The 23,260-nt window shown below is 68.9% G+C and carries 23 protein-coding genes; 20 read left to right on the forward strand and 3 right to left on the reverse strand.

Features of this window, described 5'->3' with window-relative positions; translation table 11 throughout:
* Positions 1-194 precede the first annotated feature (194 nt).
* Positions 195-1,220 (reverse strand): LLM class flavin-dependent oxidoreductase, encoded by a 1,026-nt coding sequence (locus AC1ROW_RS13690; RefSeq protein WP_493019464.1) that lies wholly within the window; start codon positions 1,218-1,220, stop codon positions 195-197.
* A 99-nt stretch (positions 1,221-1,319) separates the two neighbouring features.
* On the opposite strand from AC1ROW_RS13690, the gene AC1ROW_RS13695 reads away from it, so the two are divergent.
* On the forward strand, positions 1,320-1,832 hold the full coding sequence (locus AC1ROW_RS13695) for a GNAT family N-acetyltransferase (protein ID WP_493019465.1): 513 nt from the start codon (positions 1,320-1,322) through the stop codon (positions 1,830-1,832).
* Positions 1,829-2,926: an FAD-dependent oxidoreductase gene (locus tag AC1ROW_RS13700; protein ID WP_493019466.1), complete on the forward strand. Its 1,098-nt coding sequence runs from the start codon at positions 1,829-1,831 to the stop codon at positions 2,924-2,926. The genes AC1ROW_RS13695 and AC1ROW_RS13700 overlap by 4 nt, the downstream gene beginning before the upstream one ends.
* Positions 2,927-3,396: 470 nt before the next feature.
* Here the strand turns inward: AC1ROW_RS13700 and AC1ROW_RS13705 are convergent, their stop codons facing one another.
* On the reverse strand, positions 3,397-4,404 hold the full coding sequence (locus AC1ROW_RS13705; RefSeq protein ID WP_493019467.1) for an AraC family transcriptional regulator: 1,008 nt from the start codon (positions 4,402-4,404) through the stop codon (positions 3,397-3,399).
* Positions 4,405-4,603: 199 nt separating this feature from the next.
* Between AC1ROW_RS13705 and AC1ROW_RS13710 the strand changes: the two genes are divergently transcribed.
* The 13 genes from AC1ROW_RS13710 (at position 4,604) to AC1ROW_RS13770 (ending at position 17,239) form a co-directional block, all read left to right on the forward strand.
* On the forward strand, positions 4,604-5,416 hold the full coding sequence (locus tag AC1ROW_RS13710; protein ID WP_493019468.1) for a GntR family transcriptional regulator: 813 nt from the start codon (positions 4,604-4,606) through the stop codon (positions 5,414-5,416).
* An 88-nt stretch (positions 5,417-5,504) separates the two neighbouring features.
* Positions 5,505-6,101 carry a glucose-6-phosphate isomerase family protein gene (locus tag AC1ROW_RS13715; RefSeq protein WP_493019469.1) on the forward strand — a complete coding sequence of 199 codons (597 nt, stop codon included), beginning with the start codon at positions 5,505-5,507 and terminating at the stop codon, positions 6,099-6,101.
* Positions 6,102-6,158: 57 nt separating this feature from the next.
* Positions 6,159-7,199: an ABC transporter substrate-binding protein gene (locus AC1ROW_RS13720; RefSeq protein WP_493019470.1), complete on the forward strand. Its 1,041-nt coding sequence runs from the start codon at positions 6,159-6,161 to the stop codon at positions 7,197-7,199.
* Between the two features lie 5 nt (positions 7,200-7,204).
* Positions 7,205-8,821 (forward strand): sugar ABC transporter ATP-binding protein, encoded by a 1,617-nt coding sequence (locus AC1ROW_RS13725; RefSeq protein WP_493019471.1) that lies wholly within the window; start codon positions 7,205-7,207, stop codon positions 8,819-8,821.
* On the forward strand, positions 8,811-9,866 hold the full coding sequence (locus AC1ROW_RS13730; protein WP_493019472.1) for an ABC transporter permease: 1,056 nt from the start codon (positions 8,811-8,813) through the stop codon (positions 9,864-9,866). Before AC1ROW_RS13725 ends, AC1ROW_RS13730 begins: the two co-directional genes overlap by 11 nt.
* A complete protein-coding gene (gene xylB, locus AC1ROW_RS13735; RefSeq protein ID WP_493019473.1) occupies positions 9,863-11,371 on the forward strand; it encodes a xylulokinase in 1,509 nt (502 codons plus the stop codon). The genes AC1ROW_RS13730 and xylB overlap by 4 nt, the downstream gene beginning before the upstream one ends.
* On the forward strand, positions 11,368-12,345 hold the full coding sequence (locus tag AC1ROW_RS13740) for an NAD(P)-dependent oxidoreductase (RefSeq protein ID WP_493019474.1): 978 nt from the start codon (positions 11,368-11,370) through the stop codon (positions 12,343-12,345). Before xylB ends, AC1ROW_RS13740 begins: the two co-directional genes overlap by 4 nt.
* The gene (locus tag AC1ROW_RS13745) at positions 12,342-12,992 is read left to right on the forward strand and encodes a bifunctional 4-hydroxy-2-oxoglutarate aldolase/2-dehydro-3-deoxy-phosphogluconate aldolase (protein WP_493019475.1); all 651 of its coding nucleotides are present in this window, start codon (positions 12,342-12,344) and stop codon (positions 12,990-12,992) included. The genes AC1ROW_RS13740 and AC1ROW_RS13745 overlap by 4 nt, the downstream gene beginning before the upstream one ends.
* A complete protein-coding gene (locus tag AC1ROW_RS13750; protein ID WP_493019476.1) occupies positions 12,989-13,918 on the forward strand; it encodes a shikimate dehydrogenase family protein in 930 nt (309 codons plus the stop codon). Before AC1ROW_RS13745 ends, AC1ROW_RS13750 begins: the two co-directional genes overlap by 4 nt.
* Entirely contained in the window at positions 13,915-14,865 is a 951-nt protein-coding gene (locus tag AC1ROW_RS13755) for a phosphotriesterase family protein (RefSeq protein WP_493019477.1), read from the forward strand. The genes AC1ROW_RS13750 and AC1ROW_RS13755 overlap by 4 nt, the downstream gene beginning before the upstream one ends.
* Entirely contained in the window at positions 14,862-15,161 is a 300-nt protein-coding gene (locus AC1ROW_RS13760; protein ID WP_493019478.1) for a putative quinol monooxygenase, read from the forward strand. Before AC1ROW_RS13755 ends, AC1ROW_RS13760 begins: the two co-directional genes overlap by 4 nt.
* A gap of 198 nt (positions 15,162-15,359) precedes the next feature.
* Positions 15,360-16,820: an APC family permease gene (locus AC1ROW_RS13765; RefSeq protein ID WP_493019479.1), complete on the forward strand. Its 1,461-nt coding sequence runs from the start codon at positions 15,360-15,362 to the stop codon at positions 16,818-16,820.
* On the forward strand, positions 16,820-17,239 hold the full coding sequence (locus AC1ROW_RS13770) for a GlcG/HbpS family heme-binding protein (RefSeq protein WP_493019480.1): 420 nt from the start codon (positions 16,820-16,822) through the stop codon (positions 17,237-17,239). The genes AC1ROW_RS13765 and AC1ROW_RS13770 overlap by 1 nt, the downstream gene beginning before the upstream one ends.
* 39 nt (positions 17,240-17,278) lie before the next feature.
* On the opposite strand, the gene AC1ROW_RS13775 is transcribed toward AC1ROW_RS13770, so the two are convergent.
* A complete protein-coding gene (locus tag AC1ROW_RS13775) occupies positions 17,279-18,259 on the reverse strand; it encodes an AraC family transcriptional regulator (protein ID WP_493019481.1) in 981 nt (326 codons plus the stop codon).
* 237 nt (positions 18,260-18,496) lie between these two features.
* Between AC1ROW_RS13775 and AC1ROW_RS13780 the strand changes: the two genes are divergently transcribed.
* Genes AC1ROW_RS13780 through AC1ROW_RS13800 form a run of 5 tightly spaced genes read left to right on the forward strand, consistent with a single transcriptional unit; the run spans position 18,497 to position 23,245 of the window.
* On the forward strand, positions 18,497-19,432 hold the full coding sequence (locus AC1ROW_RS13780; RefSeq protein ID WP_493019482.1) for a sugar phosphate isomerase/epimerase family protein: 936 nt from the start codon (positions 18,497-18,499) through the stop codon (positions 19,430-19,432).
* Positions 19,419-20,219: an alpha/beta fold hydrolase gene (locus tag AC1ROW_RS13785; protein ID WP_493019483.1), complete on the forward strand. Its 801-nt coding sequence runs from the start codon at positions 19,419-19,421 to the stop codon at positions 20,217-20,219. The genes AC1ROW_RS13780 and AC1ROW_RS13785 overlap by 14 nt, the downstream gene beginning before the upstream one ends.
* Positions 20,216-21,070, forward strand: coding sequence for a sugar phosphate isomerase/epimerase family protein (locus tag AC1ROW_RS13790; protein WP_493019484.1), 855 nt, complete (start codon positions 20,216-20,218; stop codon positions 21,068-21,070). The genes AC1ROW_RS13785 and AC1ROW_RS13790 overlap by 4 nt, the downstream gene beginning before the upstream one ends.
* Before the next feature lie 4 nt (positions 21,071-21,074).
* A complete protein-coding gene (locus AC1ROW_RS13795) occupies positions 21,075-22,076 on the forward strand; it encodes a sugar phosphate isomerase/epimerase family protein (protein WP_493019485.1) in 1,002 nt (333 codons plus the stop codon).
* Positions 22,077-22,129: 53 nt separating this feature from the next.
* On the forward strand, positions 22,130-23,245 hold the full coding sequence (locus AC1ROW_RS13800; protein WP_493019486.1) for a sugar ABC transporter substrate-binding protein: 1,116 nt from the start codon (positions 22,130-22,132) through the stop codon (positions 23,243-23,245).
* The last annotated feature ends 15 nt before the right edge of the window (positions 23,246-23,260 follow it).

Genomic DNA, 23,260 nt, shown 5'->3' on the forward strand with positions numbered 1-23,260 from the left:
TTCCTCGAAGGAAGATCCCGGTGGCCACGCTGACGTTTACTGGCCGGGATCGTTACACCACTCTACGGGGCACTACTCCGCGCGGAGTTTTCGGCGGGGCCACAAGCGCACCGCGACGTTGTTCATCTTTCCGCGCGTGAGCCCGACGTGGGTCTCGGGTCGGTGTAACCGCTGGCGCTACCGATCGCTGGGCGTCACGCCCTGATGGACGAGGCCGGCGGAGTCCACCCCAGGATCGGGGCGAGACCGCCCGCCACGTCCTCGAGGATCTGGCCGTAGTCGTCCGGGGCGAAGTCGAACGGCAGAGCGAAGGCGACCTCGTCGACCTCGGGAAAGGAGCGGGTCGACGACAGCCGATCCGCGATCTGCTCCGACGTGCCGACCAGGTCTTCGGCGAACAGGAACCCGCGCGGCCCGTGAGGGACGCCGACGCGTCCTCGCCGTGACTCCGCATACGCCAGGTAGCGTTCGCGCTGCTCCGCGGTCGCCGAATCCGTCGGGATCACCACGAGACCCTGTGACACCCGGGCCCGTTCGCCGTCGGGATGCCGCTCCCGATACAGCCGGATCTGCTCGTACTGCTCGGTGTCGAAGTCCGTCGACTTCACCGACTGCACCACGCTGCTCGTCAGCAGGTGGAATCCGTTCTCCGCCGCCCAGGTCGTCGAGGTCAGGCTTGCCGCGCCGTACCAGAGCCGATCGACGAGGCCGGGCGAGTGTGGTTCGATCCGCTCCGAGTACTCTTCGATCCCTTCCATGCCCGAGAACGGGCTCACGCGGTCACCCGCGAGATAGCGACGCAGGCGCACGAGCCGCTCGTAGCCGAACTGCTCGTGTTCGGCGGTGTCGGGGTAGAGCGCCGGAGCGATCTCGTCGAACCGTCCGGGAGGTCCGACCGAGAAACCCGGCTCGAGACGCCCTCCCGTGAGCACGTCGACCGTCGCGAGGTCTTCGGCGAGGCGGAATGGGTTCTCGAAGCCGAGCGGGATGACGGCCGTGCCGAGCCGGATGCGGTGGGTGCGCTGGGAGGCGGCGGCCAGCACCGCCACGGGCGAGGAGATCCCGTACTGCAGGTGTCGGTCGCGCAGCCAGGCGCTGTCGAAACCGAGCCTCTCGGCGCGTTCGATGATCGCCAGAGTCGAATCATGGCCGGCGCGCGGGTCGTCGCGGTCGAAGAGGCCGATCGTGAGGAAGCCCAGGGAGCGCAGCGGTCGGGTCACGCGATCACGGTAGCCGTGGACGACGTATGCGGGCCGCTCGCGCGTAACGCGCTGTCACGTCATGAAGGGCGTCACTGTCTCGGTGACGATACTGGCAGCATGACGGAGGCGCGCAGCATGTGGAGGATCGAGAACGTCGACTGGGCCGACGAGCGGGCGGTCGAACTGCGCGCTGCGATGGATGCCGAGATCGGCCCCCGTTACGCCGAGACCTTCGCCGCATTCGATGACGAAACCGCTGCGGCTCTCGCGGACGACTTCGCCGTGGACCCGTCGACGATCGTCGAGGTCGTCCTTGTGCTCGACGACGCGGGCGAGGCGGTCGGGCACGCGGCCCTGCGCGCCCTCGGCGATGAGCTCGAGGTCAAGCGCGTCTACGTCGATCCTCGCGCGCGGGGGCGCGGAGCGAGTCGCGCGCTCATGGCCGAGTTGGAGCGGCTCGCAGCCGTGCGCGGCGCGACACGGCTCATCCTGCAGACCGGCGACCGCCAACCCGAGGCGATCGCGCTCTACGAGCGCATCGGCTACCGGGCGATCCCGATCTTCCCACCGTACGTGCGTTTCAGCGCGTCGCGCTGCTTCGCGAAGACGCTCGTCACGGTCGCCGGATGAGTGTGCGCACCGTCGACGTCGCCGTCGTCGGCGCCGGAGCGATGGGGGCGGCCACCGCGTGGCACCTCGCGCGGGGTGGTCGCGACGTCGCGGTGTTCGAGCAGTTCGAGCCGGGCCACGTTCGGGGCGCCTCGCATGGCGCCTCCCGCAACTTCAACGTCGCGTACACCGAGCCCGAGTATCTCGCCTGGCTCCGTGACGCCCGGACGCTGTGGCGCGAGCTGGAGGGGGAGTCGCAGGTCGCGCTCTTGGAGCCGACCGGTATCGTCACGCACGGGCGGGGCCGGGATCTCGAGGCCGCGCGCATCGCTATTTCCGAGGGCGGTTTCGAGGCGGAACTGCTCGACGCCTCCGCCGCCGGGGCACGCTGGCCGGGCCTCCGATTCGACGGGCCGGTGCTCCACAACCCCGGCGCCGGCCGCCTGGATGCCGATGCCTCCGTCCGAGCGTTCCTGAGCGGAGCCGCGGCATCCGGCGCGGAACTGGTCTGGCGTACGGCGGTCGCCGATATCGAGATACACGGTGACGACGACGTGCGGTTCACCGTGACGGATGCGGATGGGAGTCATCGGGTCCACGCGCGACGACTCGTCTGCACGGCCGGCGCGTGGACCGTGAAGGCGCTCACGGGGGTTCGCGGTGTCACCCTCCCCGCGCTGCGAGTGACGCAGGAGCAGCCAGCGCACTTCCGCCCCCGCGATCCTTCGGCATCCTGGCCCGGGTTCAACCACCATCCCGCTGGTGACGATCCCGCGACGGCCTGGTTCCCCGCCCCGGTGTACGGCATGCTGACGCCGGGAGAGGGGGTCAAGGCCGGCTGGCACGCGGCCGGACCCGAAATCGATCCCGACCGCCGCAGCTACGTTCCCGACCCCTCGCTGACCGCGGCGCTCGTCCGGTACGCACAGGAGTGGCTCCCGGGGGTCGATACCGCGGCGTTCACCGAGATCACGTGCACCTACACCTCGACCGTCGACGCCCGCTTCGTGCTCGACCGCACGGGGCCCGTGGTCGTGGGAGCCGGCTTCTCGGGACACGGCTTCAAGTTCACGCCCGTGATCGGGCGGACGCTCGCGGCACTCGCCTCGAGGTGACGTGTTTCCAATGAGCCGATCTGCGTGAGCCGGGCGATGGGTCTTCCGTGACGGCTCGGACACCAGCCCAGTCATCGCGTCGATGAGCGTGGGCGGACCGAACCGTCCAGCTTCGATGCGGACGTGCGGTCGGCGACAAGCGACTTCACTACGGTCTTACGCGACACCGCCCCACACGCCAGCGCCAGCCAGCACGAGCGTCCCGACCGCGGCTTACGTGACCACGACCAAAGTCCTACGCTTTGAGAGCCTCCTCCCCGACCCCCGTAGACATTCGTGTCCACGGTATCGAGCAGGCGCGATCTGTGGCCGATCAGAGGCAGCCCAAATCAGGGTGCCGCTGATCCGCATGCGCATTGGAGCGCTCGCCCGCGGCTCCGTACAGAGCGGGAACGGGCGGCAGAATGTCCTGAGCTGAGGCGCGACCGGCTCACAGCGGGACACTACGGGCCGTGGCGGGAACACTCGACCTAGCGACGCAGGGTCGCCGACGGATGCTCCCCGAAAGCGCGCGCGTAAACTGCAGCGAATCTGCTGAGGTGCACGAAGCCCCATCGTGTGGCGACTTCCGTCACGCTCACTGTTCCAGGCTCCGCCGCCAAGAGTTCGCGGTGCACCTCGTCAAGCCTGAGCTGACGCAGATATTCCGTCGGTGTCGTGTCCAGCGCCCGGCGGAACTCTTCCTGCAGGCTGCGCACGCTCACCGATACCTCCGCGGCGAGCTCAGCAACAGTCCACGGATGAGCGGGGTTGCTGCGCAACAGATCCACCGCCTCCGCGACGGGCCGCCTGCCCGCAGTGGGGGTGGGGGCGCCCAGCGTGGCCGTGTAGTTGTGCGGCTGTGCGAACAGCAGAGCCTGGATGAGGCTCCGCTCCAGCTGTTGCACGGCGAGCGGGTGGGCGAGTGGGCCGGCCGCCTGCGACGCGGCGCTGTCGATGACGTGGGCAGTGTGGAGGATCGACTTTCCTCCGGGGCTGGCGATGTTCAGTTCGGCTTCGAATTCCAGCGGGCGACGGCAGCGGTCGCCGAGCAGGTTCTCTAGTTCGAGCTGCAACTGGCCCTTCGGGATCATGAGCGCGATCTGGGAGAACTGCTCACCGAAGTGGAGCTCGAGGGGTCTGCCCGGCGTGAAGACAGCGGCTGTCCGTGGCGTGCCGAATACCGGAGCCTGAAAAGCCGCCCGCATTTGCGCGCTGCCAGCCGTGGGGATATTCACGATGAAGTTCGCCGTTTCCGCGGTATCGATCCGCACGGCGTCCTGGAATCGCACGAAGGCGCACGTGGTCGTCCCCACCGTCAGTGCGTTCAAGGTCATGTCGATGGTGCTCGTCTGCCTGACGGAGGGGAAGTCCAACGGTAGGAAGACGTCGGAGAGTACCTGACGGGCCTCATCGATGTCGCGTGTGCATGCGATGCGGCGGCTACCGAATATCTCCGGTTCCGAGAACGAGGGTTCGCCCTCTCGGGCGTCACTCATCGTTGACCGGCCCGCTCATCGGTTGACTCCAGCCTTCGACCCATCCGGGTCGTGTCGCGTCTGTGTGCCTGTATTGAGCGCGGTTCGGGCTTCTGGCTGGACAGGAGGGACCATGTTGGTGTGGTGCCCGGGTTGGATACTACGGAAGCGCTCGCAGCCGTGCAACCTGTCATGTCACGATGACAACTAGCATGGGTGCATGACCGGGTTGGATCGAAGCTCACCGCTGCCGCTGTACTACCAGCTGAAGGAGGCGTTGCTCGCGTACTTTCAGCAGCAGGGCTTCGCTCCCGGTGACAGGCTCCCCGGCGACTTCGAGCTCTGCGAGAAGTACGGTGTCTCGCGTACGGTGGTCCGCCAGGCCCTGACGGACCTCGAGTACGACGGGGTGATCGAGCGGATCAAAGGCAAGGGCACGTTCTATGCCACCCCGAAGGTCGGCGAGGGCCTCGCGCAGTCGCTCACGGGGCTCTACGAGGACGTCGCATCGCGTGGCGGCGAACTGGTGAGCGAAGTCCGGAGACTCGAAGTGGTCCCCGCTGACCCCCGACTCGCGGCGGAGCTCGAAATCGGCCCCTACCAGCCTGTCGTCGTGCTGGAGCGCCTCCGGATCGTGGACGGTCAGCCGTGGGCGCTCACGATCACGCATGTTCCCTTCGAGTTGGCGCCGGGTCTGCTCGAGAAGGACTTCACGCGTGAGTCGCTGTACGCGGTTCTGGAGGGTGAGTTCGGCGTCCGGCTCGCACGTGGTCACCGTTCGATCGAGGCCGCGTTGGCCACCAAGGCCGTGGGGGAGCTCCTCGACGTGCCGACGGGGTCGCCTGTCCTGGTCCTCCGGAGCGTCAGTCGAGACGATGCGGGAAGGCCGGTAGAGAGCTTCGTCGCCTTCCATCGGGGCGATCGGAGCCGCTTCGAAGTGGACCTCACCCGTGGGCCGAATCGCGGAGCCGGGGCTGCGCCGCTCGTGGTCGTCACTGACGCCCGGGCCGCCGAGAGGGCCGCGGTCGTCTGACGGACACACGGGGTTGCTGTGACAAGTTGCAGTAGTTGTCATTACAGGACTACAGTGACGCTATTGTCACAACAGCCCAAGGATGGACATGACCCGGTTCGCGACGCCGCCTCTGCGGCCCTTCTCGATCACTCTGGACCGCTCGTCGGTCTCGCTCTCGCCCCTCGGCCCCACACTGGTGCGGCGGTTGAGCGATCTGGAGTACCTGTTCGCCGATGAGGCGGCCTGGCAGGCGGGCGTGAACGGTGGCGACCCCGTGGTCTACACGGTCGCATCGACGCCGGTTCCAGAGGCTCCGCAGGAGCTGCCGCAGTCGATCACCACGATCCAGCCGGGCGATGTGGCGGGCGAGCTCTACTTCACGAAGGGCCACATGCACCCGGTCGCCGAAGGCGAGATCTACCTCGGACTCGAGGGCGACGGCGGCCTGCTCATGTTCGACGGGACAGACGTGGTGTTCCTCGAGATTGGCCCCGACCGCATCGGCTACATCCCGCCGGGGTGGGCTCACCGAAGCGTGAACACCGGCTCCGAGCCCTACAGCTTCCTCGCCGTCTACCCGGGCGGCGCGGGCCATGACTACGCGTGGGTGCTCGAGCACGGCTTCGGAAGCCGGGTGTACCCCGGCGCGGCGGGTCCTGAGCTCCGCCCCTACCAGACGTCCGGATCGGCGATCCGGCGGTAACCCCCGCATCACCTGCACCATCCCACCCCCACGAGAGAACAAAGGAGTCTCCCCTTCATGGCACAGACAACTACACGGCGTTGGCCCCTGATCGTCGCGATCGTCGCCGTCGTGGCCCTTGCCGTCGGCCTCGTCGCCGGCCGCTTCATCTTCGGCGGAAGCAGCTCGTCGGCCGCCTCCGCCGACACGAAGAGCACGGTCGCCGGCACCAAGATCGACGTCATCACCAAGGCCACCCAGAGCGACTTCTGGCAGTCGATGCTCGCCGGCTCCAAGGCAGCGGGCAAGGACCTCGGTGTCGACATCAAGCTCACCGGCCCCACCGCCGAGACGGACATCGACCAGCAGGTCTCGATGGTCGAGGACTCGATCACCCGTCAGGTGAAGGCGATCGTGCTCGCCGCCAACTCGTCCACTGCCCTGAACGCGGCGATCGACAAGGCTCGCAAGGCCGGCATCAAGGTCATCACCGTCGACAACGCGGTCACGACGAAGTCCGAGGGCTTCATCGGCACCGACAACATCAAGGCCGGCCAGCAGGCGGGCGAGAAGATGTGCGCGCTGATCACCGCGCAGGGCAAGGCGAACGGCGACATCCTCTACGAGTCCGCCGCTTCGGGTCAGCAGGTGCTCGTCGACCGGAAGGACGGCTTCGTCGCCGGCCTCGCCGCGAAGTGCCCCGACGCGAAGATCGTGCAGACGCTGGTGAACGACAACGACCTGAACAAGGCCGTCGGCCAGGTGACCGATGTGATGAACGCGCAGCCGAACCTCGCGGGCGTGTTCGCGGACAACAACACCTCCGGCACCGGCGCGGCTCGGGCCGTCGCCGCCAAGAGCGGCACCAAGGTCCAGGTCGTCGCCTTCGACTCCGACCCGGCCGAGGTCGACGCGGTCAAGAACGGCTCCATCGGCGGCATCATCGTCCAGAACCCGTTCTTCTTCGGTTACCAGGGTGTCGTGGAGGCCGCCATGGCCGCCGCGGGCAACCAGCCGCCGGTCAAGCTCGACCCGGGTGCGGTCGTCGTCGACAAGTCCAACGTGGACGACCCCGCGCTGAAGTCGCTGCTCAACCCGGCCAAGGAGACGGGCAAGTAATCCCGATGTCTCCCGCAACCTCCGACGGCGCCTCCCCGGAGCTCACCCGCTCCGGGGCGGCGCCCCTGGTGAGCCTGCGCCAGGTATCCAAGGACTACGGTCCCGTCCGCGCGCTCGACTCGGTCACCATCGACCTGCTGCCCGGCGAGGTCCACTGCGTCGCCGGTGAGAACGGCGCAGGCAAGTCCACGCTGATCAAGATCCTCACCGGTGCGGTCGCGCGAACCGCGGGCGAGTATGTGGTGGCCGGGGAGGACGTGCCCGTCCAGGTCTCGCCCACCCAGATGCGTGACCGTGGGATCGGCGTGGTCTACCAGGAGCTCAGTCTCTTCCCGGAACTGAGCGTGCTCGACAACCTGCTGATGGGCTCCTACTCGAGTGTCGGCGGTTACCTGCACGGCACGCGCAACCGGGAGACCGCGCGCGAACATCTGCGCCGCGTCGGCCTCGAAGACCTGTCGCTGCACGCGTTGGTCTCCGACCTCCCGACGGCGACACGTCAGCTCGTGGAAATCGCACGAGTGCTCGGCCACGAGGCCGACCTCGTCATCTTCGACGAGCCCACCACCGCGCTCTCGGAACACGAAGCCGGAGACCTGCTCATCCGGATCGCGCAGCTTCGCGACCAGGGCATCGGCATCCTGTACGTCACGCACCGCATCGAGGAGATGTTCGAGATCGGCGACCGCGTCAGCGTGATGCGCGACGGCCGACTGGTCGAGACGAACCCAATGGGCCACTACACACCGGAGTCGCTGGTCGAGGCGATGGTCGGCCGATCCCTGGAGGACCTCTACCCAGGCGAGCGCGCTCAGCCGGGGGAGCCCGTGCTCGAGCTCGACGAGCTCGGCGTCGGCGGGTACACCCGACCCGTCTCGCTCACGGTGCGGGCCGGGGAGATCGTCGGCATCGCCGGCCTGCTCGGCAGCGGCAGGAGCGAGATCCTCCGCGCCGCCTTCGGTGCGGATCCGAGCTCCGGTGGACGTGTCCGAGTCGCAGGCAAGAATGCCAACTTCTCCCGCCCGGGAGCAGCTGCCGCCTCGGGGATCGGAATGCTCACCGAGGACCGCAAGGAGTCGGGCATCTTCCCGGACCTCTCGATCCGCGAAAACATCACCGTCGCCGGCTACCGCGGGATCGGCCGCGCCGGCTGGCTGTCCACCCGCCGGATCGACCAGTACGTCGAGAAGGCGCTCCGCGGTCTCCGGGTGAAGTACAACTCGCTCGACGACCCGATCACGTCGCTCTCGGGAGGAAACCAGCAGAAGGTCCTCATCGCCCGGTGGATGGGGCTCGGCGCGCGCGCTCTGCTGCTCGATGAACCGACAAAGGGCGTCGACGTCGGCGCGAAAGCCGACATCTATGCGGCGATCACCGAGATGGCGGCCCGCGGGATGGGCTTCCTGGTGGTCTCGTCCTACTTGCCCGAGCTCATCGGCCTGTGCGACCGCATCCTCGTCGTGAAGGACCATGCCATCGTCGCCGACCTCCCCGCTGCCGAGGCGACGGAGGAGTCGATCATGCAGCTGGCGAGCATCGACACCGCCCATGCGTTCGCTCCCGAAGACCTCACCTCATCCATCACCGCTATCTCAGGGACGGAGGCCGACGATGGCCGCTAACCGCGGGGGCAACGCCCTCACCCGCTTCTTCAAGGCGAACGCGAGCGGCTTCGCCATCGTCTTCGTGCTCGCCGTCATCCTCGCGCTGACGACGGACACCTTCCTGACACCCACGAACCTCGACAGCCTCGGCCGCCAGGTCTCGATCTACGCGATCCTCGCCGCCGGTCAGCTGCTCGTCATCCTCACGGGTGGCATCGACTTGGCGGTCGGATCCGTCGTCGGGCTCACCGGGATCGTCGTCGCGCAGCTCGTCTTCCAGACCACCAGCGGCGCGAGCGTCGCGTTCGGTGTGGTCGTCGCACTTCTCGCGGGTGCATTCAGTGGCCTCCTCACGGGGCTGCTCGTGGCCTTCCTGCGCATCCCGCCGTTCATCGCCAGCCTCGGGATGATGGGCATCGCGCGCGGTGGCGCCCTGCTGCTTTCGGGCGGCCGCACCATCCAGCCGCTGCCAGCCGCGTTCGAGCAGCTCGCCGGCGGCGATGTCTTCGGAGTGAGCAATCTCATCATCTTCACCCTGGTCGTCATGGTGATCGTCTCGATCGTCCTGGCGAAGACCACCTGGGGTCGCTATGTGCATGCCATCGGCTCGAATGCCGAGTCGGCGCGGCTCTCCGGTGTGCCGGTGAAGGGCGTTCTGGTGAGCGTCTATGCGGCGTCAGGGCTGCTGGCCGGCTTCGGCGGAATCCTGCTCGCCTCGCGCCTCAACAACGGTGTCCCCACCGCGGGCGAGGGCTATGAACTTCAGGCGATCGCCGCCTGCGTGATCGGCGGCGCGAGCCTGTTCGGCGCACGCGGCACCGCGGTCGGCGCTCTGATCGGTGCGCTCATCGTCGGGATGCTCAACAACGGCGGCAGCCTGCTCGGCATCGACCCCTTCTGGCTGCAGATCGCCATCGGCGTCCTCATCCTCGCCGCGGTCGCGGTCGACCAGCTGCCCAAGTGGCTGCCGGCCCTGACCGGACGTCCCCTCTCCCGCGAACCGGACACCGCAGAGCCTGCGAAGCTGGCCGGAGCCACCACTGGCGGAGGGAACGACCAATGATCATCGCGCACGACCTGGGAACGACCGGGAACAAGGCCTCGCTCCACGAGGACGACGGCACGCTCGTCACCGCGGTCACTGCCCGTTACGGCACGCACTTCGCAGCAGGCGGCGTGGCGGAGCAGGACCCGGAGGACTGGTGGAAAGCGGTCATCGAAGCGACCGCCGCACTCCTCGCCCACAGCGGAGCGGCCGGACAGGCCATCACCGCGGTCAGCTTCAGCGGTCAGATGATGGGCGCCGTCTTCCTCGATGAGAGCTATCGGCCGGTGCATCCGGCGATCATCTGGGCGGACACGCGCAGTTCCGCGCAGTGCGAGCGTCTCGCTGACGCGATCGGTCGCGAGCGTGGATACCGGATCACCGGCCACCAGTTCAACCCGACGTACTCGGCGTCGAAGATCATGTGGCTCGCCGAGAACCGCCCCGACGTGTACGCACAGGTGCGGCACATCTGCCTGGCGAAGGACTTCGTCGTGCAGCGGCTGACCGGCCGGCTCGTCACCGACCCGTCCGACGCTTCGAGCACGAACGCGTTCGACCAGCTCGGAGGCGATTGGTCCGATGAGATCCTTCAGGCAGCCGGGATCGACCGCGCGCTGCTGCCGGAGGTCGTCCCTGCGACGACGGTCGTCGGCGGAATACGGCGTGACGCGGCCGAGGCGATGGGGCTTCCGGAGGGAACGCCGGTGGTGCTCGGTGGCGGAGACGGGCCGATGGCCGCGCTCGGCACCGGCATCGTCGAGCCGTCGGACGGGGCGTACGCCTACCTGGGCACGTCCTCGTGGGTGTCCATGTCGGCCACGCAGCCGCTGCACGACCCGCTGATGCGCACCATGACCTTCACGCATGTCGTTCCCGGGCACTACGTGCCGACGGCGACCATGCAGGCGGGCGGCGGGTCTCTCCAGTGGATCGCCGAGCTGCTCGAACCGTCGGCCGACTCGGCGACGTTCGACCGCCTCGTCGGGGATGCCTCCACGGCCTCCGCCTCGGGAGAGGGGCTCTACTTCCTGCCGTATCTGCTGGGGGAGCGGTCGCCGTACTGGAACCCGGACGCGCGCGGCGCGTTCGTCGGTATCTCCCGCCACCACGACCGCAGCCACCTCGTGCGTGCGGTGCTGGAAGGCGTGGCCTTCAACCTCCTGACCTGTGTGGAGGCCTTCCGCGAGGCCGGTGCGCCCGTCGACGGTGTCGACGCCATCGGAGGCGGAGCGAACTCCGACGCCTGGCTGCAGCTCATGGCCGATATGTGGGGTGCGACCGTCCGCAGGCGCAGCATCGTCGACGAGGGCAACAGCCTCGGCGCGGCCGTGGTGGCGGGGGTCGGCGCCGGCGTCATCCCGGACCTCGGCGCAGCCAGGTCACTGTCCGAGGTGACTGCGGAGTTCCAGCCGGACGCGGGCCGGCACGCAGAATATGTGCAGCGTCACGAGGCCTTCGTGGACGCGTACTCCCGCCTGGAGCCGTGGTTCGCGGCGCGTGCCGCGGAGAGCCGCGGATGAGCGGAACCGTCGTCGTCACCAGCCGGTCGTTCGGCTCCGGCTCGGTCGACTTCGTGTCGACGCTCGAGGCCGCGGGGTGCGAGGTCGTCTTCGGGGATCCGCACCACGACCCGGAGTCGCTCACGCCGCTGCTGGCGCGGGCGGACGCGTGGATCGCGGGAACGTCTCCCGTCACCGCCGACCTTCTCGCGCGGGCGCCGCAGCTCGCGATCGTCGCCCGTTACGGCGTCGGCTTCGACGCCGTCGACCTGGCCGCCGCTGAGGAGCGGAGCATCGTGGTCACCAACACGCCCGGCGCCAACAGTGCGTCGGTTGCCGACCTGGCGCTCGCGCTCCTGCTCGGCGGGCTTCGCACGGTCGCGGTCGGCGACCGTGCGGTCCGTGACGGCGACTGGTCCGCAGTGCGCGGGCGCGAGATCGACGGACTCGAGGTCGGTGTCGCCGGTTTCGGCCGCATCGGCCGGCTCTTCGCGGAGCGTGCCGGCGCTCTCGGCGCGCGCGTGCTCGCCTACGATCCGTTCCTGACCGCCGACCAGCCGCTCCCGGACGGGTATCGACGAGCAGACTCCGTCGCCGAGCTCGCCGCGTGCGGCGCCGTCTCCCTGCACGCACCGGGCGGGGCGACGATCGTCGACGCCGCGTGGCTCGCGCGGGCCGACGGGCTCGCGCTCGTCAACACCGCCCGCGCCGATCTCATCGATGAGGACGCTGTGGCCGCCGCGCTCCGCGACGGCCGTCTTTCGTCCTACTCCGCCGACACCCTTGCTTCCGAAGCGGTCGGCGCCTCGCGGGGGCCGCTGCTCGCGGACGATCTCGCCGGACGGGTCGTCGTCACGCCGCACCTCGGCGCACAGACGGTTCAAGCGATCGACCGGATGGGCGCCGGCGCCGTCGCCAACGTCCTGGCCGTGCTCGGAGGCGACGCGCCGCCGAACCCGGTCACCCCCGTTCCCGCACGAAAGGTCTCCTCGTGAAAATTGCCCTCTCTCGCCTGACCGCGACCGGCGTCATCGCCGTCGTGCGTGGGCCCTCCGCCGACTCGGCCGTCGGAGCCGCCCGCGCCCTGGTCGCTGGTGGTGTCACGGGGGTCGAGATCACGTACTCCACGCCCGACGCAGCCTCGGCCATCGGCCGCATCGCCGACGAATTCGGTGACACCGTACTGCTTGGAGCAGGCACCGTCCGCACTGCCGACCAGGCTCGCGAAGCCGCCGATGCCGGGGCGACGTTCCTGGTCGCTCCAGGCTTCCGGCCTGCTGTCGCCGACGCGATGACCGCCACCGGACTCACCACCATGATCGGGGCGATCACCCCGAGCGAAGTCATGGCCGCCGAGGAGAGCGGCGCCGACGTCGTGAAGCTCTTCCCCGCGGGACTGTTCGGGCCGGCACTGGTGCGTAACCTGCGCGGGCCGTTCCCCGACCTCCCCTTCATGCCGACCGGCGGGGTGAACGCCGCCAACATCGCCGAGTGGGTCGCTGCCGGAGTGGTGGCGGTCGGGGCCGGGAGCGACCTCGTGTCGTCCGCGGACCTCGCTGCCGGGCGCCACGAGACGATCACGGCGAAGGCGCGAGAGTTCTCCGCCGCCTACCGCGCCGCCGTCGAGGAGGCGGCCGCATGATCGACCAGGGCCGAATGGGTTTCGTCGGCGTCGACACGGCGCACTCGTCAATCCAGAAAGTGTTCCCGCTCTGGGCCGACCATCTCGGGCTCCCGTCGCGCGAACTGCGGGGCTTCGACATCCCGCTCGGCGCGCCGGATGACGTCTACCGCGAGGTGGTCGAACGCATCCGGGACGACGAGGGCCAGGCCGGCGCCCTCGTCACCACCCACAAGATGCGCGTCTTCGAAGCCGCAGGCCACCTGTTCGACGAGGTCGACGACTTCGCCCGCGCCTGCGGCGAGGTATCATCGATCGCCAAGCGCGACGGACGCCTCTCCGGCGCGGCGAAGGACCCGATCACCGTCGGGCTGGCGCTCGACGATGTCGTGCCCTCGACCTACTTCGGCGATACCGGCGCGGAGCTCGTCTGCCTCGGTGCGGGCGGCTCCGGCGTCGCCCTGAGCTGGCACCTCGCCCACCGCCAGGACTCGCCCTCGAAGGTGACCCTGGTCGGCCGGAGCCGGCACTCGCTCGACCATGCCCGCGCGATCCACGAACGCGGCGGCATCGACACCTCACGGTTCGTCTACCACCCTCTCGATGACGGCGACCCGTTGGGCGACGCGACCGCTGTGGTGACCGCGGCCGGCGAGGGAGCCGTCATCGTCAACGCGACGGGTCTGGGCAAGGACCGGCCCGGTTCACCGGTCGCCGATGACGTCGTGTTCCCGCTCCGCGCGCGGGTCTGGGAGTTCAATTACCGGGGCAGCCTGGAGTTCCTCCACCAGGCACGCGCACAGGAGCAGAGCCGCGAGCTCACCGTGGTGGACGGATGGGTGTACTTCATCCACGGCTGGTCGCAGGTAGTCGCCGACGTCTTCGACATCCCGATGCCGCCGAGCACGGTCGCCGAGCTCGCGGAGATCGCGTCCACCGTCCGATGAACGGGCTCGTCCGCACGGTGCTCGGAGACGTCGAGCCCGACTCGCTCGGCGCGCTCGACTATCACGAGCACCTGTTCCACGCGAGTCCGCTGCTGCCCGGCGAAGACCTCGCCGACGAGGGGGCCGCCACGGCGGAATGCGTGTCGTTCCTCGCGTCCGGGTTCCGCGGCCTCATCGACGCCACACCGATCGGCCTCGGCCGACGACCCGAGGCGCTGGGGCGGATCGCGGCGAGGACCGGTGGGACCATCGTCGCCTCGACCGGCCGGCATCGCGACGCGCACTACGTGGATGGCGCGTACGACGACCTCGACCTCGGAGCGTTGTTCCTCCGGGAGCTCACGGACGGGATCGCTGCCAGCGACTCCGAGCCGGAGGGGCCCCGCGCGGTCGCCCCGGACGGCGCGCCGATGCGGGCGGGTCAGGTGAAGATCGGAATCGACTATTGGCGGATCAGCCCGTCCGAGCGGCGGGCGATCACCGCCGCCGGCATGGCACACCGTGCGACGGGTGCGCCCGTGATGGTTCACACGGAACGCACGAGCGCTGTCTTCGAGCTGCTGGACGAACTGGCGAAGGAGGGCGTCGCCGCCTCCCGGGTCGCCATCGCACACGCCGACCGCAACCCCGACCCCGGCTTGCACGCCGAGATCGCCTCCACCGGTGCGTATCTCGGGTACGACGGCGCCGCCAGGCTGAGGGACTGGCCGGAGTCCGTGCTGCTCGACTGTCTCGAAAAGGTCGTCTCGGCCGGCCACGGCAACCGCGTCCTCATCGGCGGCGACGTCGCGCGCGCGTCCAGCTGGTCGGCGTCTGGCGGCCTCCCCGGGCTCGCCTACCTCGGACGTCGCTATGTGCCCCGGGTGCGCGACGTGATCGGTTCACTCGCCACCGATCGTGTCCTGGTCACCAACCCGGCGCGCTATCTCACCTGGAGTACCGCATGACGAAAACACTGATCGCCACGTTCACGGCCCGACCCGGGCAGCGGGAGCGTGTGGCCCTCCTCGTGGAGGAGTTCGCAGAAACCGTACGGAAGGAACCGGGAAACCTCGTGTTCGAGGTCTTCACACGCAACGCGTCGGACCATGATTTCCTCGTCTTCGAGCAATACCAGGACGATGCCGCGTTCGACGAACATCTGGCGAACCCGGCCGGGATCCCCTTCAATGCGGAACTGAACTCCCTGATCGTCGGAGAAGGGTCCCGACTCGACTTCCTAGACCGTCCGATCCGCACCTAGACAAGGCGCGGCCTCGGGCGATGAGGGACGGAAGGCGCTGGCTTCGCCACCGGGCCCCCGCGACACAGTCCGTCTGACAACGGCGCAACAAGCAGCCACAGTGTCGGGCGAGAGTCGTTGCTGCGCATCGTGCCGGACTGGCAGATTCGTACCGCACAGACCAGCGGTGCGCGAGGACGCGCACAGGAAGGGGTGGACGTGAGCGACACATCACGTCTGAAGAGGAACGCCGTCGGACTCGGCGGAGCGGTCATCATGTCGGCGGCGCTCATGGGCCCGGCCGTCTCGGTCTACTTCAATCCGCAGGTAGTGGCCGGAGGTGCGGGGGCTGCCATGCCGTTCACCTTCCTCGTCGCGATGGTGATCATGCTCATCGTGGCCGGCAGCATCTCCGAGATGTCGCGGGCACTGCCCAGCGCCGGCTCCTTCTACACCTACGTCGCGAACGGCATCGGACCGAAGAGCGGGTTCGTGACTGGTGGCCTGATGTTCGTCGCCTACGCACTGCTGGTGCCGGCGGAGTTGGCGCTGATCGGCTACTACACCAGTGACTTGCTCACGGGCTACGGCATCCACATCTCCTGGATCGTCGTCTCGGCGCTGTTCACGGTGCTCATGGTGATCCTGTCGCTGCGCGGCATCTCCGGGTCGCTGCGCACCGCGGCCACGCTGTTCAGCATCGAGGTCGCGATCATCCTGCTCCTGAGCATCATCGTGCTCGCCAAGGGGGGAGCCCACGGCATCACCTTCGCGCCTCTCAGCCCGACGTCGTCGCCCACCGGCATCCCTGGGATCGCGATGGGGCTCACGTTCGGCATCCTGTCGTTCGTCGGGTTCGAGGCGGCGACGACCCTCGGCGAAGAGGTGAAGAAGCCGCACCGCAACGTGCCGCGCGCCATCATGCTGTCGCTGGTGTTCGTCGGCCTGATCTACCTGTTCTGCACGTTCGCGGAGATGAACGGATTCGGCGTCGACAACGTGGCGAAGCTGACCGGCGACGCCGCCCCGTTCACGACGCTCGCCAAGACCTACGCGCCGTGGATGCAGATCCTCGTCGGGCTCGCCGGCATCTCCTCGATCTTCGCGGTCACCATGAACACCAACAACGGCGTCGTGCGCATCATCTTCGCCATGGGGCGCGAAGGCCTGCTGCCGCGGTCGCTGAGCCACGTGCACCCGGAGCACAAGACTCCGACGACCGCGATCTGGTTCGTCGCGGTGGTCTCGGTGGTGCTGACGTTCGGGGTCGGCCTGCTCACCGGTCCGTTCAACGCGTACGTCGACCTCGGCTCGATCCTCACGCTCGCGATCATCCCGGTGTACATCCTCACCGCGATCGCCTGCATGCGGCACTTCGCCCGCGCTCGCCGAGCCGAGCGGAGCGTGTTCAAGCACGTGGTCGTCCCGGTGCTCGGGATCCTGGTGCTGATCATCCCGATCGTCGGCCAGCTCTACCCGGCGCCCCCGATGCCGCTGACGCTGTTCCCGTACCTCGTGCTGCTGTTCATCGTCGTGATGTCGGTGATCGCGTGGCGGATGGGCAAGACCCGGCCCGAGACGCTGCGCCGCGCCGGAACCGTCATGGCCGTCGGCGAGACCGAGGAGGAGCTCGCCGCCGCCGACGCGCGGCAGGCGGACGCCGTCGGGGAACTGGGCTGATGCCGGCGCTGGATCTCGCCACCGCCCAGCACCTGGTGGCCGCCGCCATCGAGAAGGCCTGCGAACTGGACGTGCGCGTGAGCGCGGCCGTGGTGGATGCCGGCGGGCATCTGGTCGCCTTCGGCCGGATGGACGGCGCTGAGATCGCCGGACCCACGCTCGCCGTCGACAAGGCCTTCACGGCCGTGTCGCAGAGCACGCCCACCGATGAGCTCGCGCAGCTGTGCCTGCCCGGCGGTCCGCTGTACGGACTGCAGGCCAACGGCGGCGGGCGATACGTCATCTTCGGCGGCGGCATCCCCCTGCGCTCCGAGGGAGGTAGCGGGGGCGCGATCGTCGGCGCGGTCGGGGTCAGCGGGGCCGATGTCGCGGACGACACCGCCTGCGCCCGGGCGGCCGTCGCTGCTTTCGCCGACTGACGGGGCTGGCCGGGCAGAGGTCGCGCCGGGCCCCCGCGCCTAGCGCCGCAGAGTGGCCGACGGCCGCTCCCCGTAGGTCCGCACGTAGGCCGCCGCGAACCGGCCGAGGTGCAGGAAGCCCCAGCGCGTGGCGACCTCGGTCACCGTGATGGTGCCGGGCGCTGCGGCGGCCAGCTCGTGGTGGGCCCTCTCCAGCCGGATCCCGCGCAGGTAGGCCAGCGGCGTCGTGTCGAGTGACCGGCGGAACGCTTCCTGCAGGCTGCGGACGCTCATCGACACCTTCGCTGCCAGCTCGACCACGGTCCACGGATGGCCGGGGTCGGCCCGCAGGAGCTCTACGGCCTTCGTCACGGGGCGGGTCCCTGATTCCGGCAGCGGGGCGGCGAGCGCCGCCGTGTAGTTGTGGGGCTGCCCGAACAGGAGGCTGTGGAGCAGCATCTGTTCCAGCCGTTGCGATGCCAGCGGGTGGGCGAGCGGGCCGCTCGTCTGCCCGGCCGCGCGGTCGATCATGCGGAGGGCTTGCATGATGGTCTGGCCTGCTGCGCTTCGCATGCTCAAGCCGGATGCGAACTCCAGTGGGCGCTTGGCGGGCTTGCCGAGGAGGTCCTCCAATCCGAGTCGCGCGACATCGCGCGGGACCATGAGGGAGAGCTGGGAGAACCGCTTGCCGACGTCGAGCGTCACCGGGCGTCCTGGCATGAACACCCCTGCGGTCAGCGTGGTCGCGTGGATCGGCGCCTCCAGAGCCGCCTGCATGGTGGCGCGGCCGGTCGTGGGGATGTCGACGTGGTAGTTCTCGGCCTCTGCGGTGTCGATCCGCACGGCGTCTCCGAATCGCATGTATCCGCACGTGATCCGGCCCACCATGACGGCGTTCAGGGTGAGGTCGACCGTGCCAGAGGCCCGGGCGGTGGGAAAGTCCACCGGTAGGAAGGCGTGGGAGAGCGCATGGCGCGCCTCCTCGACGCCCCGGACCGAGGCGATGCGGCGGCTGCCGAACATCTCGAAATCTGGCTGCACACGCGCATTCTAAGTTCACTAATTGTGTGTGCCCTAACAATTGCTCGGGCCGCGCGAACTGACCTTTCTCCCTCGTTCTCCGGATAGAGCGCGCCGCGGGCGGATTCCTAACGTGGATGCCGTCGGTCCACGAATGCGCGTTTTTGACAAGTGGCCAGCGGGCTTTTACAAGCCGCGGCCCGAAGCCCTCGCCTTGACTGGACGCAACGATTCCATGCGCGACAAAGGTGTTACACAATGCAGCCAAGGCTTTCTTTCGGTAGTTGGGCTTTCTCGTTCGGCCCCTTCGAGAGCGCTCCCTGGAGCTTCGATCGACTGTGCCGCTACGCGGCCGAGGCGGGCTACGACGGCGTCGAGATCAACGGGTTCCGACCGCACGCCTACTTCCGAGACTTCACCGGTGCGGACGACTTCCGCGAACTGATCGCCCTGCGCGACGATCTGGGACTCGAGTACTCGGGATACGCTCCCGACTTCCACGATGTTCCTCCGGCGGTCGTCGACCAGGCGACCTACCTGGAGGCGTTCGAGGCGGCGCTCCGCTTCTGCGACCGCCTCGGCATCTCGATCCTCCGGGTGGACACGGTCAGCCCGCCGGTGGAGCTGCCCGCGGCCGAGTACGAGGAGCGGTTCGCCCGCCTCGCCCGCACGTGGAACGCGGCAGCGGAACTCGCAGCGAAGTCGTCCGTGCGCCTCGTCTGGGAGTTCGAGCCGGGCTTCTGGCTCAACCGGGCATCCGAGGTCGTGCGGCTGCTGGAAGCCGTCGCCCACCCGAACTTCAAGGTCCTGTTCGACACGAGCCACGCGTACACCAGCGGGGTGTCCGGCGCCCGTCAGGGCGCGAACCCCGAGCTCCTCGCCGGCGGTGTCAGCGAGTACGCCCGGCTCATCGAGCCCTACCTGGGCCACCTCCACCTGATCGACTCGGACGGCAGCCTCCACGACGAGGAGACCAGCGCGCACCTTCCGTTCGGTGACGGCCTCGTCGACTTCTCGGCCGCGCTCCGGGCCCTGCAGCCGTCCCTGGACACGCTGCCCTGGTGGACCGTCGACTTCTGCTTCTGCCCGACCACGGAACGGGACGCCCGCACCGCGGTCCCGTTCGTCCGCACCCTGATGGGCGAATTCGCATCCGCCTCGCCGAAAGGACGTGATGACAGTGTCGCTGTTTAACACAACCGCCGAGCGGGTTCTGACAAACGGGGTCGAGATCGCGTACACCCGCACGGGCGAGGGCGACCCGCTGGTGCTCATCATGGGACTCGGGGCCGACAGCACCGCGTGGGAGCGGCACGTCGGCGCGTGGCGGAAGAGCTTCACCTGCTACGCCGTCGACAACCGCGGGGCGGGCGCCTCTGACCGTCCGGCCGGTCCCTACAGCACTGCCGAGATGGCCGACGACTATGCGGGCCTGATCACCGAGCTCGGCCTCGGCCGGGTCCCGGTCGTGGGGATCTCGATGGGCGGCGCGATCGCCCAGGAGCTGGCGCTGCGTCATCCCGAACTGGTCAGCCGCCTCGTCCTCGTCTCCTCCTGGGCCGCGGTCGACGGTTTCGCCGAGGACGCCTTCCGGCAGCTGGCCGAAGCCCGAGGCGTGCTCTCCGACGAGGCGTTCGGGCGGATGCTGCAGCTCATGATCTGGGCGCCGCCGTACTTCAGCGTGAACCGGCAGGAGCTCGCAGCCGGTCGCTCGGACGTCCCGGCGACATCGGTGGACTCGTTCCGAGCGCAGGCCGCGGCCTGCATCGGGCACGACACCCGCGATCGGCTCGGCGAGCTGCGGGTGCCCGTCCTCGTCACGGCTGGCGATGCCGACGCTTTCATCCCGGTGGCTCTCCAGACAGAACTGGCCGGGGCCATCCCGCAGGCACGTCTCCGCGTCTTCGAAGGCGCGGGGCACGCGCACCACTGGGAGCGGCTGGACGAGTTCAACGACGCGATCGAGGAGTTTCTGGCATGAGCAGTGAGCAGTCATCCGCGATCCGTTTCAGCTGCCAGACCTACGCGTGGCAGATGAGCGGCACGACCTACACCGGCCAGCTCCCGCGGTTCGTCGAGGTCGCCTCCGACGCCGGGTTCGCAGGCCTCGAGGCCGAGCCGTTCATGCTCGGCGACTACGCGGACATCGAGCGCGCCCACGCCGTGATCGACCCGAGTGCCCTGGAGCTCTCCTCCGTGGCGTTCGTGGCCGACTGGCGTTCGGCCCGCGAGACCGACGCGGAGCGCGCGGCCGCGGACCACTTCATCCGCTTCGTCTCCAGCTTCCCTGGCGCGCTCCTCCTGCTCGTGCAGGCGCCCGGTTCCGACAGGGAGGACCTGCAGGAGCGGCAGCAGAACGCGATCGCCTGCGTCCGGGCGATCGGGGAGCGCGCCGCCGCAGCGGGGGTCCGCACCAGCTTCCACGCCAACTCGCCGGCGGGCTCGGTGTTCCGGACCCGCGACGACTACGACATCCTCCTCGACGGTCTCGACCGGGGAGGGGTCGGATTCACGCCCGACGCCGGTCACCTGGCGAAGGGCGGCATGAACCCGCTGGACGTCATCCGCACCTACCGCAGCCGCGTGGACCACATCCACCTCAAGGACTACTCCGCGTCAGAAGGCTGGCAACTGACCGGCCAGGGGTCGGTCGACTTCGCAGGGATCGTCGGGTACCTGCGCGACACCGGGTACGACGGCTGGGTCGTCGTCGAGGACGAGTCGGACGACGCGGTGAGCGATCCCGACGCCGTCACGCGGGCGGCCGGCGAGTACGTGCGCACCGTTCTGGAGCCCCTGGTCGGGGCCGGCATCAACAATCGAGAGGCATGACACCATGAAGCGACCGATCGCCCTGTTCAGCGGGCAGTTCGCCGACCTCCCCATCGAGGTCTTCGCCGACAAGACGGCGGGATGGGGCTACGACGGCGTCGAGCTCGCCTGCTGGGGGAGCCACCTCAACGTCCCCCGCGTCCTGCGGGATGCCGAGTACGGACAGTCCATCCTCGAGACACTGTCCAGCCGCGGCCTCGCCCTCACCGCGCTGAGCACCCACCTGGTCTCGCAGGCCGTGGGCGACCGCGTCGACGAGCGCCACCGGCGCCTCCTCTCGCCCAGCATCTGGGGCGACGGCGAGCCCGAAGGCGTGTCGCGACGCGCCGAAGAGCGGATGAAGGACACCGCCCGAGCGGCTGCGGAACTCGGGGTGGAGACCGTGGTGGGCTTCACCGGGTCCCGCATCTTCCACATGTTCAACGGCTGGCCGCCCTTCAGCGATGCCGAGCTCGACGGCGGCTACGACGACTTCGCCGAGCGCTGGAACCGCATCCTCGACGTGTTCGAGGCGGAGGGGGTGCGATTCGCCCTGGAGGTGATGCCGGGCCAGATCGCCTACGACATCTCCACCATGCATCGCGCCCTCGAGGCCATCGGCCACCGGAAGTCGTTCGGGATCAACTTCGACCCCTCCCACTTCCACTGGCAGCTTCTCGACGAGGTCGCCTTCATCCGCGAGTTCGGTGAGGTCATCTACAACGTCCACATCAAGGACGCTCGAGTGAGCCTGAACGGCCGGCGCAGCATCCTCGGAAGCCACCTGCCGTCCGGGCACGGCGACAAAGCCTGGGACTTCGTGTCCGTCGGGCACGGCGACGTCCCGTTCGAGTCCATCATCCGAGCCCTCAACGAGGTCGACTACCGCGGACCGCTCGCCGTCGAGTGGGAGGACTCGCTGATGGACCGCGAGCTCGGCGCCGCCGAAAGCGTCGAGTACCTCCGGCGCCTCAGCTTCGACGAGCCATCCGCCACCTGGTTCAGCTCGTTCAGCACTCCCGAGTAACCGCTCGGGCCCATCCACAACAAGCAGATTCACCCGAAAACAGGAGAGACAACGTGAACAACACATCAAGGAAGATGTCCTGGCGCGCCGTGGTCGGCGCCGCATTGACCGTGGCCGCCGTGGCGACCCTCGCCGGCTGCAGCAGCGGTGGCGGAGCAGCCGCCGGCGGCTCGGGCAGCAAGCAGATCGTGGCGTTCCTGCCTCCGGCCAGCGACCCGTACGTGGCCAACTGGCTGAAGGCGGGGAAGACCGAGGCGGCCAAGTCGGGCTACAGCATCCGCGTGGTCACCGAGAACAGCGCGTCGGCGACCGCCACCCAGGTGCAGCAGGTGCTCGGCGGCGGCAACCTTCCCGCGCTGTTCGTCTGGTGGCCGGTCGACCCGGCGTCGCAGGTCGGCAGCCTCGCCCAGCTGCACGGGAGCAAGGTGCCCGTCTTCCAGGTGAACCAGCTTCCGGTCACCGGCAGCGAGAAGTACATCACGGCCTACGCCGGGGTCTCCGACCTGGAGATCGGCAAGGTCGCAGGCAAGGCCGCCGTCGAGGCGCGGGATGCGCTGCGCAAGTCCGGCGCGATCCCCGCGTCCGAGGGCGGGACGGCCATCGTCCCCAACCTCCCTGTCGGCTACGGCGCGACGGTGAACCGCCTGGGCGGCTTCAAGGAGGCGATCAAGGGATCCGGGATCACGGTCGTCGACGTGGGCAACGCCACCGGCTTCGCCGCCCAGGACGCGTTCACTCTGACCAGCCAGATGATCGCGGCCGACCGGTCGAAGAACTTCAACCTGGTCTACGCCCCCGAGGACGACTTCGCCGTCGGCGCCATCCGTGCCCTGTCCCAGGCGGGCTACACCCCCGGCAAGGATGTCCAGGTCATCGGCGGTTCGTGCCACGGAGACGAGTCGCAGGTCGCGAACGGCAAGCAGTTCAACACCATCATCCAGGGCGCCGGGCTCGAGGGGCGGTTCGCGGTCAACCGCATGCTCCAGTACCTGAAGAACCCCAAGGTCGCGAACGGCACCTACATCGCGCCCAGCACCCCCGACGCGGTCCCGACCTTCCCGTCGACGATCAGCACGTCGAACATCATCCCCACCCCGGTGGTGCAGTCCCAGGACTACGCGTCGGCGAAGCTCTGGGGCACCCCGGTCAGCCAGTGGTGCACCTACTGATCACCCGCTGATCAC

This window comes from Leifsonia sp. GW821-FHT13C09 (genome assembly GCF_058806435.1).